Here is a 16,882-nt window from a genome sequence, read left to right on the forward strand (position 1 = left end):
CCGTAGAGGCGGGGGGTAAGTATGCAAATCGACGTCTTGACACGCCCGGAAGAACTGAACGGGCTTCGCGACAACTGGGACGACCTCTACGCCAGGGATCCCGACGCGCATTTCTTCGTCTCGTGGGACTTTCTTTCCCACTATCTTCGACGCTTCGACGGTGAATGGTTCATTTTGGCGGCACGCAAGGGGCCGCCGGGCTCTCCCTATGTCGCGCTTCTGCCGCTCCGGCTGCGCACCAGCATGAGGAAAAAAACCGGCGAAATCTACCATGAAGTGTATATGGGGGGGAACCTTGCAGCCGATTATACCGGCATCCTCTGCGCGCCGGAATACGCCTACCGGGCCATCGCCGTTTTCGCCAAGCATCTGAAGACGATGCATTGGGCCAGCCTGCATCTGGAAAACCTGCGGATGTCGGAACGCAGGACAGGCTGGCTGATGGAGCAGCTTTCCGACAATCGGCTGACGATGCGTCGGATGCGGCGCGTCAACCAGGTTGACAATGTTGACAACTGCATATGCCCGGCGATCGACCTCCCGTCCTCATGGGAAGATTATCTTCTGCACAATCTCAGCGCCAACACCCGCCAAAAGATGCGGAGATTTCTCCGGAAGCTGGAGAACTCTGACGAGTTTCGCATAACGCATGCCGACGCCTCTACCATCGAGCGCGATATCGACATCCTGCTCGAGTTCTGGCGCATCAAGTGGACGCCGCGAAAGGGGAATCTCGTTCCCGGCCTGGTCAAGAGCAACCGATCGCTGTTCAGGCAAGCTTTCGAACGGGGCACGCTGTTTGTGCCTGTACTTTGGCACGGCTACCGGCCCTTGAGCGCTCTCGCGATCTTCCTCGATCCGGTCAAGAAGAGCATGCTGTTCCACATGGTCGGGCGCGACGAGACGGCCGACATGCTGCCGTCGGGACTGGTCCTGCACGGTTATTGCATCCGCCGCGCGATAGAGAGCGGTTTCCGGACATATGATTTCCTGCGCGGCAACGAACCTTACAAATATTCCTTCGGCACCCACGAAACCGTCCTCAACTGCACTCTTGTGCGGACCAAAACCGGCCGGAACCTTGGCGACCAGTTGGACAGGCGATCCTTGGTCGGCGCGTTGCAGCAGGCGGCCGGCCTCCACAAGAAGGGTTGGATCATCCAGGCCGAAAACATCTATCGCCAGATCCTGAACACCGAGCCGACGCATGATCAGGCCCTGTACGGGCTCGGTCACGTTCTGGGCACCAAGGGCGATCACCGTCAGGCTGCGGAATGCTTCGGCGCGCTTGCAGCGATGTCGCCGCAATCTGTAAACGCCTGGCTTTGCCTGGGCATTGCGCAGCAGTCGCTAAACGCCCACTCCGCAGCCATCGAGTCGTTTGGGCGAGCAACGGACCTCAATCCAGGCCTCATTCTAGCGCGTTATGCCCTGGGCCGCAGCCTTCTCGCCCTGCAGCGGACGGATGAGGCGGCCCAGGCTTTCACTCTGGTCCTTGAGAATGGATCGCCCGCCCCCGCGGAAACCGCCCTGCGCGCCAAGGCCCGGCGACAATTGCAGCAGCTGAGGACAGCCAAGGCGCCCTACATTCTAAAGAAACCCGAGCGCGAGAAGCCCGTCATCCAGCCGTCATTGCCGCTGGGGCTGACGACTCTGCTCACGGTTGCGCGGCCGGCAACCGCAAGCCGCTCCACCTCTTCCGTGGCTTGACGAGGGCGTCGTTGCCTGCCTGCCGCTGCAAGTCGCTCAAACGACTCGTGCTGCCTCGTCATGAAGCCGATTGAGGCCAGCGCTGTAGCGCAGCACGGCCAACGTCGGTAAGCGCATAGACGCCGCGCTCGGCCCTAGCGAACCAGCCATAGACATTGTGAAGCAGGATATTGGCGGCGCGTGGCGAAATGGTTTTCAGATCGCGCGGGCGTTTTGGGCCGTCGACCATGGCAGCGGCGCAGGCCAGCGCGTCCTGCCGGTAAGCGGTCATGACCGGCGTACGCGAGCCGCCGCCGACTACAGGGTCGCCGCGCCGGCGCCGATGCTCGTCCACCAGGCGCGATCTTCGCCTCGGGTCTCGCCGGGGCGACAAGGCGGCCGGACTGAGCAGCAATTCGACGTTGCCGGCGGAGCCAACCCCGAGAAGGCCGAAGCCGAGCCGCCGGCACAGCGCACGGAACCGGCGATCGTGCTCGCGGCCCTTGCCTCGACTTGACATCCTCGCCGCGAGCCAGACCTCATCGCATGACGCAGCACGGTCAACACCTTGAAGAATGAGTTCGAGGTTGAACTGCAGCTTCAATTCGCAGATGACGAGCACGGGCGGCTCGCCGTCACGCAGTCCAACAACGTCGCAGCCGCCAACCTCGCCTTTGACAGTGAAGTCCAGACTCTCAAGAAACCGCTTCACCGGCATGTAAAGAGACGTTTCCTGCATGCCGCAGGCATAGCCGATTCGTGGCTGGTTGGCACAGCATCCCCGACAGGCGTTACCACCGAGGGCAAGCTATGCATCACGCAATTTGCTGGGACTTGCCCGCTCGGCGTTAAGCCCTCAGCCTCCTCGCCTCGCCTCCGCGCTTGCGCGGAACCATCATATCCCTGGCCAGCAGGCGGCTCACCCGGCAGAATGCCATGAGCGCCCGGCAAGCCGCCTCGGTCTCGACCAGGTCGACGGTGGCGCCGAAGCAGGCGTTGAACGCAGCCTGATAGACTGGGCCCTGGCGGCGAACCGGCCAGCCTTGCAGGAAATCCAGCGCCTGTTCGACGCTGTATATTTCCTCAACCGGCAGGCCAGGCGCGGTCGTGATGCGCACCGGCACCTCGAATTGCAATCTGTCCATTCCTATCTCTCCAGAACGCGCAGCAACGCCACTCGCCGCAAAAAGTTGCTTTGACCAGCTTTCCGCTTAGGCTCCGCTTCTTGCCCAGAAACTTCTTGCTCACAAAATATGTCGTCAGTGCGGACGAACGGCCCGGCATGGGGCCGAACACGCACAAGATGAAGCCGCAAAGCATGAATATCGCCGGCTTGAGCCCAATCGCCGGCAGTTCGTCCTTGAACCTGGCGCCGTCCGGTGCCAAATCTGGAGGACTTTTCTCGCGGGCTCAACAGAAGCCCTTTCACCCGGCAAGACGGACACAATGGTCACCTATCTCGACGCCGCCACGGCACCGCTCAGAAACACCGGCCAGATCCGCCTCTATGGCGAAGAAGGCTTTGCCGGCATGCGCAAGGCCTGCGATCTCACCGCGCGCTGCCTCGACGAACTGGTGTCGATCGTCGCGCCGGGCGTCACCACCGAAACCATCGACCGCTTCGTCTTCGAGTTCGGCATGGATCACGGCGCATTGCCGGCGACGCTCAACTATCGCGGCTACACCAAGTCATCCTGCACCTCGATCAACCACGTCGTCTGCCATGGCATCCCCGACAGCAAGCCGTTGAAGGACGGCGACATCGTCAACATAGATGTCACTTACATCCTCGACGGCTGGCATGGCGATTCCTCGCGCATGTATCCGGTGGGCACGATCAAGCGCGCCGCCGAGCGCCTGCTCGAGGTCACGCATGAATGCCTGATGCGCGGCATCGCCGCGATCAGGCCCGGCGCCCGCACCGGCGCCATCGGCGCCGCCATCCAGACCTATGCCGAAGCCGAGCGCTGCTCGGTGGTGCGCGATTTCTGCGGCCACGGCGTCGGCCAGCTCTTTCACGATGCGCCGAACATCCTGCACTATGGCAGCGCCAGCGAGGGCGTCGAGATGCGGCCGGGCATGATCTTCACCGTCGAACCGATGATCAATCTCGGCCGGCCGCACGTAAAAGTGCTGTCGGATGGCTGGACGGCGGTGACACGCGACCGCTCGCTGTCGGCGCAGTACGAGCACACGATCGGCGTCACCGAGACCGGATGCGAGATTTTCACGCTGTCGCCAAAAAACCTCGACCGCCCCGGCCTGCCAGCATAGTGTTTGCGCGAGGGCCGGATCTTTCCGGTCAAGACAATGCAGGCGGCCTATGGGAAAGACCAGCGACGATGACGAACGGATCTTCTTTCCCGAAACACCGATAAAACCGCTCGCGAAAGCCAATTCGGTCGATAAGTCGCCCGAAAAGCCGCACTATCTCGGCCATCGCGACCGCTTGCGCCAACGGTTTGCGGCCGGTTCCGACGCCCTCCCCGACTACGAATTGCTGGAGCTCTTGCTGTTTCGCCTGATCCCCCGCGCCGACACCAAGCCCGTCGCCAAGGCATTGCTGGCACGCTTCGGCACGCTGGCCGAGGTGCTTGGCGCCTCCGTCGCACGGCTTGAGGAGGTCAGCGGTATCGGTCCGGCAGTGGCACTCGATCTGAAGATCGTTGCCGCGGCCGCCCAACGCGCGGCGCGTAGCGAGATCAAGGGCCGCGAGGTCCTGTCGTCCTGGACGCAGGTTCTCGGATACTGCCGGTCGGTTATGGCCTTCGAGGAGCGCGAGCAGTTCCGTATCCTGTTTCTCGACAAGAAGAACGCGCTGATCGCCGACGAGGTGCAGCAGGTCGGCACCGTCGACCACACGCCGGTCTATCCGCGCGAAGTGGTCAAGCGGGCGCTCGAACTCTCCGCCACGGCGATCATTCTGGCGCATAATCATCCGTCAGGCGACCCGACGCCGTCGCGCGCCGACATCGAGATGACCAAGCTGGTCATCGAGACGGCCAAACCGCTCGGCATCGCCGTCCACGATCACATCATCATCGGCAAGAAGGGTCATGCCAGCATGAAGGGCCTGCTGCTGATCTGACGCCCTGTTTGGACAAGCATCGGCCCCAAAGCGTCCGGTCTCGAGTCATGACACGCCAGGCAGCGACGGGCGTGCCGCGAGAACGCGGCCTCCGACCGCAACGACGAGCGCGACGATGATCAGTATTGCCGCGACTGCAAACGTGATCCGCATACCGGTCGCGACGGCGTCGGGCCGCGCCGTTGCGATGTCGATGGCCTCTGAGGCGAATGCGAACACAGCGCCCATGACGGATGCGCCGGTGATGAGCCCGAGATTGCGCGACAAATTGAGCAAGCCGGAAATGACGCCCCGCTGGTCCGGGCGGATATCCGACATGACAGCGGTGTTGTTTGCCGTTTGAAACAGCGCATAGCCAGATGTGATGACGGCGATCGGGGCGATGTAGCCAGGGATGCCCGATATTGCCGGCATCACGGATAGAATGAAGCAACCGGCGGCTATCGCGATAAGCCCAATGATGGTCATGCGCCCAGCGCCAAAACGGTCGGCTATGCGACCAGCCGGCACACCTGTCAGCGCGGCGACAAGCGGACCGACCGACATGACGATGCCAACAACAGCGGCGTCGAGCCCGAGCGCACGAGACAGATAGAACGGCCCGACCACCAATGTCGCCATCATCACCGTCGCCACGAGCGCGCTCATGGCGAGGCTCGCGCTCAACGTCGTATTGCCGAAAGCGGCCAATCGGATCAAAGGCGACGCCACTCTCGCCTCGACAAGCACAAACAAACCGGCCGCGAAGACTGCAGCCACGAATAGAGCCAGGTTGAGCTGACCAAAACTGCCACGCCCGATCGTCATCGCGAGCGCATAGGCGCCAAGCGTCAGGGCAAGCAGCAGCGTGCCGACAACGTCGAAGCCGGCCCGATCCGTCTTCGGCACCGGGCGATCAGCCGGCAGATAGCGGTAGGCGAGACAAAATGCCAGCAAGCCCAGTGGCACGTTGACGAGGAAGATCGCCCGCCAACCGGCTCCGGCAATCAGCAGACCGCCGAGCGAGGGACCGAGAGCGGTGCCGATCGCCGACATCGTTCCGAGCAGCCCCATGGCGCTGCCGGTCCTTGCCTTCGGCACCGTCTCACCGACAAAAGCCATGGTCAGGGTCATCATGATGGCCGCCGCCAAGCCCTGGGCCGCCCGGGCTGCAATCAGCAGCCAGAGCGTCGGCGCAACGCCACACAGGACCGAGGCCACCGTAAACAGGAACAGCCCGGCCAGCAGCAGCCGCCGGCGACCGGTGATGTCACCCAGTCGCCCGACGCTGACGATCAGGGTGGTGATGGCGAGGAGGTAAGCCAGCACGATCCACTGGACCTCCTGGAACGAGGCGTCGAACGCCTGCGTCAACGTCGGCAAGGCGACATTGGCGATGCTGATGCCGAGCGAGGACAGCAACATCGATAGCGAAAGGCTGGCGAGCGCCCAGCGAACCGCAGGTGCCCGTTCTGGATTTTCGGCGACTGCCCGTGCTGCATCGATTGGCTTCAACATGAACTCCGTTTTCTGGCGCGACTCCCGAAACGGAGCTGGCAGACAGGTAGTCCTTTGCTTGAGATGGCGGAAGGCGCATCATTTGCACGTAATCATTGCGTTTGACGACATGTCAGATTGTTCCGGCCATGCTACGATCATCATATGTCGCATCCCGACCTCAATCTGCTTGTCACGCTTGACGTGTTGTTGACGGAAGGCAGCGTGGCGCGCGCCGCCAGAAGGCTGCGGCTGAGCCCGTCGGCGATGAGCCGGGCGCTGGCGCGATTGCGTGAGACGACGGGCGATCCGCTGCTGGTCAGGGCCGGACGCGGCCTCGTTCCGACACCTCGGGCCCTCGAGCTCCGCGAGCGCGTCGGTCAGCTTGTGCAGAACGCCGAAGCCGTTTTGCGTCCTGTCGAGATGCTCGACCTGAAACGGCTTGAGCGGACCTTCACGCTTAGAAACAGGGATGGCTTTGTCGAGAATTTCGGGCCGGATCTCATTGCGCGCGTCGGCGAACAAGCACCGGGCGTGCGGCTGCGTTTTGTGCTGAAGCCGGACAAGGACAGCACGCCTCTGCGCGACGGTAGCGTAGACCTGGAAACCGGCGTTGTCGGAAAGGCCACGGGACCGGAGATGCGCGCGCAAGCGCTGTTCCGTGATCGTTTCGTCGGCGTCGTGCGGATGGGACATCCATTGTGCGAGGTCACGATGACCCCTGCCCGCTACGCAGCCGGCCGGCACATCCTCATCTCCCGTCGCGGACTCGACAGGGGACCGATCGACGATGCCCTTGCGCCGTTAGGGTTGAAACGGGAGATCGTGACGGTCGTCAGCGGCTTTTCGGAAGCTCTGGCTCTGGCGCGTGCCTCAGACCTGATCGCCAGCGTTCCCGAACGCTATACGGGAAACCTGCGCGATGGAATGGTCTGGTTCCCTCTGCCGGTTCCCCTGCCGGAAATCGCGGTCTCACTTTTGTGGCACCCGCGGCTGGATGCCGATCCGGCGCACCGGTGGCTGCGCGTCTGCGTTCGAGACGTTTGCACCGGAAAAGCCCACTGGATCTCTTAAAGCGTAGCGGTCAAGGGAGCGTTGCTGATTCGATCACAGCAACTCTATGTTGCAGGTGCCGGCGATTCCGACCGACCGCCTCGCTGAACCCGGTTAGGTCGAAAACGGCCTCGCCTCGCCCCGACAGCAGCCGAATCGCCAGGACAGCAGGAGCCGGTCTGGCGGAAACCAATCGCCTGATCTCGTCGGCACAATCCCGAACCAGCCTCCTCCCCCGCGAGCCGGCGGCCTTTCACGATCCGGCAGGACGCCGTGTTGTTCGGTGCCCCAGCAGGTTTTTTCTTCGCCGCAGCCTTCTTCTTCTTGGGTTCTTCCACATCATCGCCATTGCGTTTTCGTCTGACGGGAAGACCGCACTAGAATTTCGACCGGAAATCGAGCTATGATGCATTTGGCATTTCCTGGGACGGCTTCGCGCCCTTGGAATGCCGGGAGGAACGGGATATGGCCATAGCGCTTGTACTCGTTTTGGTAGTTGTGGGCTCAGTGTTGTTCCACTTCCTGAGCCCATGGTGGTGGACGCCGATTGCCTCTAATTGGGACTATATCGACAACACCATCATCATCACCTTCTGGATCACCGGCGTCGTCTTCGCCGCCGTCGTCCTATTCATGGCTTATTGCGTCTTCCGCTTCCGTCACCGGGAGGGCAACCAGGCTGCATACGAACCCGAGAACAAGCGGCTCGAATGGTGGCTGACGATCGTCACCGCAATCGGCGTCACCGCCATGCTGGTTCCCGGCCTGTTCGTCTGGAGCCAGTTCGTCAGCGTCCCAAGCGACGCAACCGAGGTCGAAGTCGTCGGCCAGCAATGGCAGTGGAGTTTCCGCTTGCCCGGCAAGGACGGCAAGCTCGGCACGTCCGACACCCGCAACGTCAGCCCTGAAAATCCTCTCGGCGTAGACTCCAGTGACGCCAACGGCCAGGACGATGTCGTCGTCGAAGCCGCCGATCTGCATCTGCCGGTCGGCAAGCCGGTCAAGATGCTGCTCCGCTCGATCGATGTGCTGCACGATTTCTACGTGCCGGAATTCCGCGCCAAGATGGACATGATCCCGGGCTCGGTCACCTATTTCTGGTTCACCCCGACCAAGACCGGAACTTTTCAGGTCCTGTGTGCCGAGCTTTGTGGCCAGGGGCACCCGTTGATGAATGGCGTGGTGATGGTCGACACGCCGGAAGACTATCTGGCGTGGCTCGGCGAACAGCAGACTTTTGCGCAATTGTCGGCCCCCCAGCAGGTGGGCTCGGCAGAGTAGACGCCGGCAAAGACGGCGATTTGGGTTGAAATTGCGGCACGGCTCGAAACTGTCGAGCCTGGCCGAAAAGGACACGGAGGTGTTCCTATATGGTCGATGTCACACCTGCAGATGGGGTACCGCCGGCCGAAGTCGCGGAGATGGAACTCTACCATCCGCATAGCTGGTGGACGAAGTACGTCTTTTCGCAGGACGCCAAGGTCATCGCCATCCAGTATTCGGCGACGGCGACGGCAATCGGCATGGTGGCGCTGGTGCTGTCCTGGATGATGCGGCTGCAGCTCGGCTTCCCCGGCACCTTCGACTTCATCACCCCGGAAGCCTACTACCAGTTCATCACCATGCACGGCATGATCATGGTGATCTACCTGCTCACGGCACTGTTCCTGGGCGGATTCGGCAACTACCTGATCCCGCTGATGGTCGGCGCGCGCGACATGGTCTTTCCCTATGTCAACATGCTGAGCTACTGGATCTACCTGCTCGCCGTGCTGGTTTTGGTGTCGAGCTTCTTTGCGCCCGGCGGACCGACCGGCGCCGGCTGGACGCTTTATCCGCCGCAGGCGATCATGACCGGCACACCAGGCGGCCAGGACTGGGGCATCATCCTGATGCTCGTCTCGCTGATCCTGTTCATCATCGGCTTCACCATGGGCGGCTTGAACTACGTCGTGACGGTGCTGCAGGCCCGCACACGCGGCATGACGCTGATGCGCCTGCCGCTGACCGTCTGGGGTATCTTCACCGCGACAGTCATGGCGCTGCTCGCCTTCCCGGCGCTGTTTGTCGCCTGCGTGATGATGCTGTTCGACCGTGCGCTCGGCACCAGCTTCTTCATGCCGGCCATCGTCGAGATGGGCGAACAACTGCAGCACGGCGGCGGCAGCCCGATCCTGTTCCAGCATCTGTTCTGGTTCTTCGGCCACCCCGAGGTCTACATAGTGGCGCTGCCGGCCTTCGGCATCGTGTCCGACCTGATCAGCACCCATGCGCGCAAGAACATCTTCGGCTACCGGATGATGGTCTGGGCCATCGTCGGCATCGGCGCGCTGAGCTTCGTGGTCTGGGCGCACCACATGTATGTCAGCGGCATGCATCCCTATTTCGGCTTCTTCTTCGCCACCACGACATTGATCATTGCCGTCCCGACCGCGATCAAGGTCTACAATTGGGTGCTGACATTGTGGCGCGGCGACATCCACCTCACCGTGCCGATGCTTTTTGCCCTGGCCTTCATCGTCACCTTCGTCAATGGCGGGCTGACCGGACTGTTTCTCGGCAACGTCGTCGTCGACGTTCCGCTATCGGACACGATGTTCGTCGTTGCCCATTTCCATATGGTCATGGGCGTTGCCCCGATCCTAGTGATCTTGGGGGCGATCTATCACTGGTACCCCAAGGTCACTGGCCGGATGCTGAACGAGGCAATGGGCCAGTTCCATTTCTGGGTCACCTTCCTCGGGGCCTATCTAATTTTCTTTCCCATGCACTACATCGGCCTGATGGGCGTGCCGCGCCGCTACAACGAACTGACCGCCACGACGGTGATGACCGAGTCGGCCCACGATCTGAACGCGTTCATCAGCATCATGGCGTTCCTCGTCGGCTTCGCCCAAATCGTGTTCCTGTTCAATCTGATCTGGAGCATTCGCCACGGCCGCGAGGCCGGCGGCAATCCGTGGCGCGCCACGACGCTTGAATGGCAGACGTCCGAAACACCGCCCGCCCATGGCAACTTCGGCAAGGAACTGCCGATCGTCTATCGCTGGGCCTATGACTACAGCGTCCCGGGCGCCAAGGAGGACTTTATCCCGCAAAACATGCCGGGCTCCTTCGGATCCTCCAGGGAGCCGGCATGAGCGTCATTCTGGTCTTCCTCCTCGTCATCGTCGGCTTTGTCGGATGGTGGCTTTCCCATCAGCGGCTGATGGCCAAGCCATGGCTCGAGCAAGGTTTGATCGGGGATATTATAGGCCCGGAAGGATCGGCGCTGCCGACTGCCAAGATCGGGCTCGGCGTCTTTCTCGCCGTCGTCGGCTGCCTGTTTGCGCTTTTCACCAGCGCCTACTTCATGCGCATGGCGCTGTCGGACTGGCAGGCGCTGCCGCTGCCGCGCGTGCTCTGGTTCAACACCGGCGTGCTGGTCCTGAGCAGCATCGCGCTGCAATGCGCCTCGGTCGCTGCGCGCCGGGGCGAGATCGACGCGGTCAGGCTCGGCCTCGTCACGGCTGGGCTCACCGCGCTTGCCTTCCTGGTCGGACAGCTTGCGGCCTGGCGGGAACTGACCGCCGACGGCTACTTGCTGACCGCCAATCCGGCCAACAGTTTTTTCTACCTGATAACCGGGATGCATGGGCTGCACATACTGGGCGGGCTGGTGGGCCTGGGCAGAACAACTGCCGGCGCCTGGAACGGAGCACGGCCGGAGCGGCTTCGCCTCAGCGTCGAACTGTGCGCCATGTACTGGCATTTCCTGCTTTTCGTCTGGCTCGCCATTTTTGCACTTCTGGCCGGCTGGGCCGCGACTTTTATCGAAATTTGCCGACAGCTGCTGACCTAGGAGGGCCGGACGGATGGCAGACACGACAGTGACGCATACCGGCCAAGCACAGGCGCGGCCGGCTGGCTTGCAAGGCGTCGCCGCCGACTGGTCCTCGGATCAGCGCGCGTTCAAGAACGTGTCCTGGGGCAAGGCCATGATGTGGATCTTCCTGCTCAGCGACACCTTCGTCTTCGGCTGCTTCCTGCTCTCCTACATGACCGCGCGCATGTCCACCCGAGTGCCGTGGCCCAATCCGAGCGAGGTCTTTGCCCTTCATATCGGCGGCTCGAATATTCCACTGATCCTTATCGCCATCATGACCTTCGTGCTGATCTCGAGCAGCGGAACGATGGCCATGGCGGTGAATTTCGGCTACCGCCACGACCGCCGCAAGACGGCGATCCTGATGCTTTTGACCGCAGCGCTCGGCGCAACCTTCGTCGGCATGCAGGCCTTCGAATGGACCAAGCTGATCTCCGAGGGGGTACGACCCTGGGGCAATCCGTGGGGTGCGGCGCAGTTCGGGTCATCCTTCTTCATGATCACCGGCTTTCACGGCACCCATGTGACGTTCGGGGTGATCTTCCTGATCATCGTGGCGCGAAAGGTCTGGCGCGGAGATTACGAAACCGGCCGGCCCGGGTTCTTCACCAGCCGCAGGGGCAGCTACGAGCACGTCGAGATCATGGGACTCTACTGGCATTTCGTCGACCTGGTCTGGGTGTTCATTTTCGCATTCTTCTATCTTTGGTGAGAGGCAGACATGGCTTTGGTGAGAGGCAGATATGGCTGAAGCAACCGCAAACGGGCTGGGGCAACATACGCTGCACGGAACGCAAGCGCATGATGCGGCAGCAGCAGGCATTGCCCCTGCGGAGGTCCATCAGGAGCACCCGATCAGGCTCTATCTGGTGGTCTGGGCATGGCTGTTCATCCTCAGCGCCTGCTCCTATCTGGTCGACTATGTCGGCCTCCACGGCTATCTCAGATGGTCGCTGATCCTGATCTTCATGATGCTCAAGGCCGGGCTGATCGTCGCGGTCTTCATGCACATGGCCTGGGAGCGGCTGGCGCTGACCTATGCGATCATATTGCCGCCGATCCTGGTGCTGGTGTTCGTGGCAATGATGGTCTTCGAATCGGAGTACACGCTTCTCACCCGGATGCTGTTTTTTGGGGCCGAGCCCTGACGCGCAATCCGGGTTCGGGCAGCATTTCCCGTCGAGGGCCGGAGGGGCTGTTCACGGCCCGCTCTGCGTTGCCTTGAAACGGTCGACAGCTGGCCCATTTTTGTCACCACCGGAAAACGACAGAAGGAGAACGATTTTCGTCGGTTCTCCGTCGTGAACTCCAGGAAGGGAGGCTCAAGATGACGATCGCAAACAGATTGAAGGACTTTATCGACGAGAAAGGAATTTCCTACGATACCGTCGAGCACCACCGCACGTCGACAAGCAGGCAGTCCGCCTTAGCGGCACATGTGCCCGGCAGCATAATGGCCAAATCGGTGGTGGTTCACCACGGCGGTGGCTATGCGCTGGCCGTGGTCCCGAGCACGCACAGGATCGAGCTCGGCACATTGCAGGACGTCATGCACCAGCGCATTGGGCTCGCCTCCGAGGACGAGGTGGTTTCGCTCTTCGAGGATTGCGACACCGGCGCCATCCCGCCGATCGGCGCGGCCTACGATGTGCCGGTGATTGTCGATGAAAGCCTCGGCAATGCCGGCGATATCTATTTCGAGGGTGGCGACCACAGGACGCTCGTGCATGTCAGCGGCAAGGATTTCCGCAACCTGACCAGCGACGCACAGCAAGCCCGCTTTAGCTACCCGGCTTACTAAAACGCTCTTGCCAACCTGCCGCAGCGGCCTCTCGCCGGTGCGGCAGGGCAGGATTTTTTCAGTCCGCCGGTCTGGTGGAGGCCGGCGATTCCACGACTTTCCGATAGACGTGCCAGGTGGCGTGACCGAGGATCGGCAGCACCACCGCCAGCCCGGCGAACACCGGCAGCGAGCCTATGATCAGGGCGACGGCGACAATCAGGCCCCAGACAGCCATCACGATCGGGTTCGCCAGGACCACCCGCACCGAGGTATGGATGGCTTCGTAGGCGCCGACGTCGCGGTCGAGCAACAACGGGAACGCGACGACCGTGGTGCACAACACGACCGCGGCGAAGACGAAGCCGATCGCGTGGCCAACGATAATCAGCGTCCAGCCGCGCCCGGTGGCGAATATTTCACTGATGAAGCTGGACAGTGATTCCGGCGGGGCTGGACCGAACACCTGCTGATAAAATATCTGCGCGGTCAACAGCCAGGCGACGAAGATCGCAAGCAGCATGATCCCGACCGCCGCGATTGCCGGCAGCGCTGGAGAATTCCTGACCTCGAAAGCGTGGCTCCATGAGGCGTCGAGCCCGGCCTCCCGCCTCCGGCTGATCTCATACAGGCCGAGCGCCGCGAACGGGCCGATCAGCGCAAAACCAGACACCAGCGGAAATAACAGCGGCAACGTGTTGTTGCCCGACGTCCAGACAGCGAGCACGACGCCGACAAGTGGATAAATCAGGCAGAGGAAAACGATGTGCGACGGTTTGACCATGAAATCGTCGACGCCACGCTTGAGCGCGTCGAAAAGGTCGGAAACGCCTATCTTTCGAATTCTGGTGTGCTCCAGCGTCTCGCTGGCGCCTGCAATCACGTGAAAACTTGCCATGACCATTCCTCCAGACCAGGTCCGGTAAAGGTCGCGATTTCACGGTGCTGTCGTTCAGCGTGACTGGCCACGCAAAACCGCGACCTGCACCATGATCAACATACGCTCTTGCATGGCATTTGTCGCCGCCCTTTGTCTGCGGGGACGGCTCCGGTGATCCCGCTGGCTCTAACGGCCTTTCTTCGCTAGTCTCAAAGCTGGGTTGAAGGGTGAAGGTCATGGATGGAAAGACCGTTCTTATACTCGGCCTTGGCATAGTTATTCTGCTGGTGCTGGGATTCTGCGCAGTGCCAACGTGAGGTTTGAGCAGGTTCGGACGCACCTCGTTCAGCAATCGCCGATTCTCAACCCGGCAAACAATCCGAGAACATCAGGATTCAATGCAGCCACGAGGCAGGTCATGCCGTCAATCTCCGGCTGACATGACGACACGCATTGCAACGGTATCGGCAAGCAGCACGGCAAAGATCGCGAACAGATAGAGAATCGAATAGGCAAACAGCGCCTTTGCGCGTTTCATCTCCCACCCTTCAGCCAATCTTTTGTCGACCAGAAGCTTCCAGGCATGCCAGATGAAACCCGCGCCCAATGCGGCCGAAACAATCCCGTACAATCCGCTCGCGAATCCGACAGCCCAAGGGAGCACGCCGATTGGCGCCAGGATCAGCGAATAGACGAAGATTTGCTTTCTGGTCGAAACCTGGCCGGCCACGTTCGGCATCATCGGAATGCCGGCCGCAGCATAGTCGCCGATCTTAAACAGCGCGAGCGCCCAGAAATGCGGCGGCGTCCAGAGGAAAATGATCAGAAACAGGACGAGACTTTCAACCCCGACGGCGCCGGTGGCGGCCGCCCACCCGATGACCGGAGGAAGCGCACCCGCGGCGCCACCTATGACGATGTTCTGCGGCGTCGAGCGTTTCAGCCACATCGTGTAGATGACGACGTAGAAGAAGATGGTGAAGGCCAGCAGCGATGCGGCGAGCCACCCCACCAGCACGCCGAGCGTCATGATCGAAAGTGCGGAAAGCACCATGCCGAAGCCGAGCGCTTCGCCTGGCGTGACCCGGCCTGACGGGACCGGCCGCTTTGAGGTGCGCGACATCAACGCGTCAATATCGGCATCGTACCACATGTTGAGTGCCCCGGCCGCTCCCGCTCCAACCGCAATTGCACCGATTGCAATCACGGCGATGACCGGATTCATCGCCCCGGGCGCCACCATCAGGCCGACGAAAGCGGTAAAGACAGCAAGCGCCATGACGCGTGGTTTCAGAAGCGCGAAGAAATCACTGACCGTCGCTTCAGAGATCTGGATACCGGTATCCTTGAGGCCGCTTTCCCGAGCAGACATTTCAGGCGACTACCGATTGGCACACGCAATCTGGCCGGCCAATCGGCCGATGGAAGAACCGGGTTACTTCCTGGCGGAAGAACCGGGTTACTTCCTGGCGGAAGAACCGGGTCATTTGGAGAATTGCTTCAGATAGGCGATGACGTTGGCGAGATCCTCGTCCTTCTTGAGGCCGGGAAACGCCATCTTCCCACCTTTGATCATGGCCTTGGGATCGCGAAGATAATTCGTCAGCGTGGCGTCGTCCCATTTGACGCCGGATTTACCCGCCTCGGTCATGGCTTTAGAATACTTGAAGCCCGGATGCGTGCCGGCCGTCCGGCCGATGACGCCGCTCAGCGACGGCCCGACCTTGTTCTGGTCCTTGTCAACGACGTGACAAACCTTGCATTTGGCGAAGACCTTCTCACCGGCGGCGGCATCCTGTGCCTGGGATTGGCTCGTGACAAAGGTCGCAACGGACACGACTGCGAAAAACGCGATTGCACGCATGGCATTTCCTCCAAGATCGCCAAATCTGCCTTGGACGATCTGCGCCTGCCGACACTTTCGCCGTCATGCGCCCCTTGCACGACAGAGCGGAATATCCGCGTCTCCCGCATGGAATTGCGGCATCTACATACCACAGAATCCGGCCGGCAGATAGAAGAAGTCGACCCGCGGGATCGCGGCAGAGGCGACGAGGCAGGCCGATCGGCGTCGAGCGCAATCGGAACGCATACCGGGTAATGGCGTTAAACCAGCTACGGTTAAACATCTGGAAGATCAAAAGATCAGAGAAGTGTATGAACGACAGGAGCGACCTGGAGGTGCGCCACGGCACCCGCACGATCGACGGCGACACCGTCTTTTACAGACAAGCAGGTCCTGAAACCGCGCCGGTGTTGCTGCTTCCGCATGGCTATCCCTGCTCATCCTTCCAATATCGCCGGCTGATGCCGGCGCTCGCCGATCGGTGGCGGACGGTCGCGCCGGATTTCCCCGGCTTTGGCTACAGTGGCGATCCGGCACGGTTCGGTTATGATTTTGATGCCTATGCAACGTTCCTGGAGCGGTTCACCGACGCGCTGGAGCTCGGCAGCTACGCGTTATGGCTGCACGACTACGGCTCGCAGATCGGCCTGCGCCACGCCATAGCGCGCCCATCGCGGATCAGGGCCCTGATCATCCAGAATGGCGACATCTACGCCGATGCTCTTGGCCCGAAATACGAAACGATCCGGCGCTTCTGGCGTGATCCTTCGCCAGCCAACCGTGCACCGCTCGAACAGGCGGTGAGCGAAGACGGCTTTCGCGCCGAGTTCGTAGGCGAAGTCGATGACGACGTCGCTCGACGTGTCCCGCCCGATCTGTGGAAGTTGCATTGGCCGCTGATGGATACGCCTGTGCGCCGTGCGCTTTCAGTCGGACTGATGGAGAAGCTCAAGGCTAATCTCGACTGGTTCCCTCGTTACCAGGCATACCTGCGCGAGCGGCGGCCACCGGCAATGATCCTCTGGGGACCGAAGGACGAATACATGCCCGAGCCGGCAGCGCGCGCCTATCTGCGCGATCTCCCTGAGGCCGAGCTGCATTTGCTGAACGAAGCAGGGCACTGGCTGCTGGAGACCCATTTCGAGGTCGCCCTGCCACTGGTGCGACGGTTTCTGGGCAAGGTCCTGCATTAATCGCCCGCACAA

17 protein-coding genes are annotated in these 16,882 nt (G+C 61.5%); 11 read left to right on the forward strand and 6 right to left on the reverse strand.

What is annotated here, in order from left to right; translation table 11 throughout:
• Positions 1-21 precede the first annotated feature (21 nt).
• Entirely contained in the window at positions 22-1,710 is a 1,689-nt protein-coding gene (locus AC0L18_RS01620; RefSeq protein WP_473490346.1) for a GNAT family N-acetyltransferase, read from the forward strand.
• Positions 1,711-1,768: 58 nt separating this feature from the next.
• On the opposite strand, the gene AC0L18_RS01625 is transcribed toward AC0L18_RS01620, so the two are convergent.
• Both AC0L18_RS01625 and AC0L18_RS01630 read right to left on the reverse strand, forming a co-directional pair.
• Positions 1,769-2,428, reverse strand: a complete 660-nt coding sequence (locus tag AC0L18_RS01625; protein ID WP_473490347.1) for a DUF2161 domain-containing phosphodiesterase — start codon at positions 2,426-2,428, stop codon at positions 1,769-1,771.
• A gap of 109 nt (positions 2,429-2,537) precedes the next feature.
• Complete coding sequence (locus AC0L18_RS01630; protein ID WP_473490348.1) at positions 2,538-2,834, reverse strand: DUF982 domain-containing protein; 297 nt, start codon at positions 2,832-2,834, stop codon at positions 2,538-2,540.
• Between the two features lie 301 nt (positions 2,835-3,135).
• Between AC0L18_RS01630 and map the strand changes: the two genes are divergently transcribed.
• Entirely contained in the window at positions 3,136-3,963 is an 828-nt protein-coding gene (gene map, locus AC0L18_RS01635; protein ID WP_023802538.1) for a type I methionyl aminopeptidase, read from the forward strand.
• A 49-nt stretch (positions 3,964-4,012) separates the two neighbouring features.
• A complete protein-coding gene (gene radC / locus AC0L18_RS01640; protein WP_473490349.1) occupies positions 4,013-4,777 on the forward strand; it encodes a RadC family protein in 765 nt (254 codons plus the stop codon).
• Between the two features lie 45 nt (positions 4,778-4,822).
• On the opposite strand, the gene AC0L18_RS01645 is transcribed toward radC, so the two are convergent.
• Entirely contained in the window at positions 4,823-6,271 is a 1,449-nt protein-coding gene (locus AC0L18_RS01645) for an MFS transporter (protein WP_473490443.1), read from the reverse strand.
• 147 nt (positions 6,272-6,418) lie between these two features.
• Here AC0L18_RS01645 and AC0L18_RS01650 point away from each other — a divergent pair, with 147 nt between their 5' ends.
• The 7 genes from AC0L18_RS01650 to AC0L18_RS01680 all read left to right on the forward strand — a co-directional run bounded on the left by AC0L18_RS01650 (position 6,419) and on the right by AC0L18_RS01680 (position 12,972).
• Complete coding sequence (locus tag AC0L18_RS01650) at positions 6,419-7,327, forward strand: LysR family transcriptional regulator (protein WP_473490350.1); 909 nt, start codon at positions 6,419-6,421, stop codon at positions 7,325-7,327.
• A gap of 444 nt (positions 7,328-7,771) precedes the next feature.
• On the forward strand, positions 7,772-8,587 hold the full coding sequence (gene coxB / locus AC0L18_RS01655) for a cytochrome c oxidase subunit II (RefSeq protein ID WP_473490351.1): 816 nt from the start codon (positions 7,772-7,774) through the stop codon (positions 8,585-8,587).
• An 89-nt stretch (positions 8,588-8,676) separates the two neighbouring features.
• Positions 8,677-10,446, forward strand: a complete 1,770-nt coding sequence (ctaD, locus tag AC0L18_RS01660) for a cytochrome c oxidase subunit I (RefSeq protein WP_023802544.1) — start codon at positions 8,677-8,679, stop codon at positions 10,444-10,446.
• Positions 10,443-11,147 carry a cytochrome c oxidase subunit 3 gene (locus tag AC0L18_RS01665; RefSeq protein WP_287240594.1) on the forward strand — a complete coding sequence of 235 codons (705 nt, stop codon included), beginning with the start codon at positions 10,443-10,445 and terminating at the stop codon, positions 11,145-11,147. The genes ctaD and AC0L18_RS01665 overlap by 4 nt, the downstream gene beginning before the upstream one ends.
• Positions 11,148-11,160: 13 nt before the next feature.
• Positions 11,161-11,883 (forward strand): heme-copper oxidase subunit III family protein, encoded by a 723-nt coding sequence (locus AC0L18_RS01670; protein ID WP_128169954.1) that lies wholly within the window; start codon positions 11,161-11,163, stop codon positions 11,881-11,883.
• A gap of 31 nt (positions 11,884-11,914) precedes the next feature.
• On the forward strand, positions 11,915-12,319 hold the full coding sequence (locus tag AC0L18_RS01675; RefSeq protein WP_023802547.1) for a cytochrome C oxidase subunit IV family protein: 405 nt from the start codon (positions 11,915-11,917) through the stop codon (positions 12,317-12,319).
• A 179-nt stretch (positions 12,320-12,498) separates the two neighbouring features.
• The gene (locus AC0L18_RS01680) at positions 12,499-12,972 is read left to right on the forward strand and encodes an aminoacyl-tRNA deacylase (protein WP_473490352.1); all 474 of its coding nucleotides are present in this window, start codon (positions 12,499-12,501) and stop codon (positions 12,970-12,972) included.
• A 58-nt stretch (positions 12,973-13,030) separates the two neighbouring features.
• On the opposite strand, the gene AC0L18_RS01685 is transcribed toward AC0L18_RS01680, so the two are convergent.
• From AC0L18_RS01685 to AC0L18_RS01695, 3 genes are all read right to left on the reverse strand, one after another.
• On the reverse strand, positions 13,031-13,849 hold the full coding sequence (locus AC0L18_RS01685; protein WP_473490353.1) for a DUF2189 domain-containing protein: 819 nt from the start codon (positions 13,847-13,849) through the stop codon (positions 13,031-13,033).
• Positions 13,850-14,255: 406 nt separating this feature from the next.
• A complete protein-coding gene (locus AC0L18_RS01690) occupies positions 14,256-15,203 on the reverse strand; it encodes a heme o synthase (RefSeq protein ID WP_473490354.1) in 948 nt (315 codons plus the stop codon).
• Positions 15,204-15,314: 111 nt separating this feature from the next.
• Entirely contained in the window at positions 15,315-15,695 is a 381-nt protein-coding gene (locus AC0L18_RS01695) for a c-type cytochrome (protein WP_023802551.1), read from the reverse strand.
• Positions 15,696-15,988: 293 nt separating this feature from the next.
• On the opposite strand from AC0L18_RS01695, the gene AC0L18_RS01700 reads away from it, so the two are divergent.
• A complete protein-coding gene (locus AC0L18_RS01700) occupies positions 15,989-16,870 on the forward strand; it encodes an alpha/beta fold hydrolase (RefSeq protein ID WP_473490355.1) in 882 nt (293 codons plus the stop codon).
• Positions 16,871-16,882 lie beyond the last annotated feature (12 nt).

The organism is Mesorhizobium sp. WSM4819 (assembly GCF_055811215.1).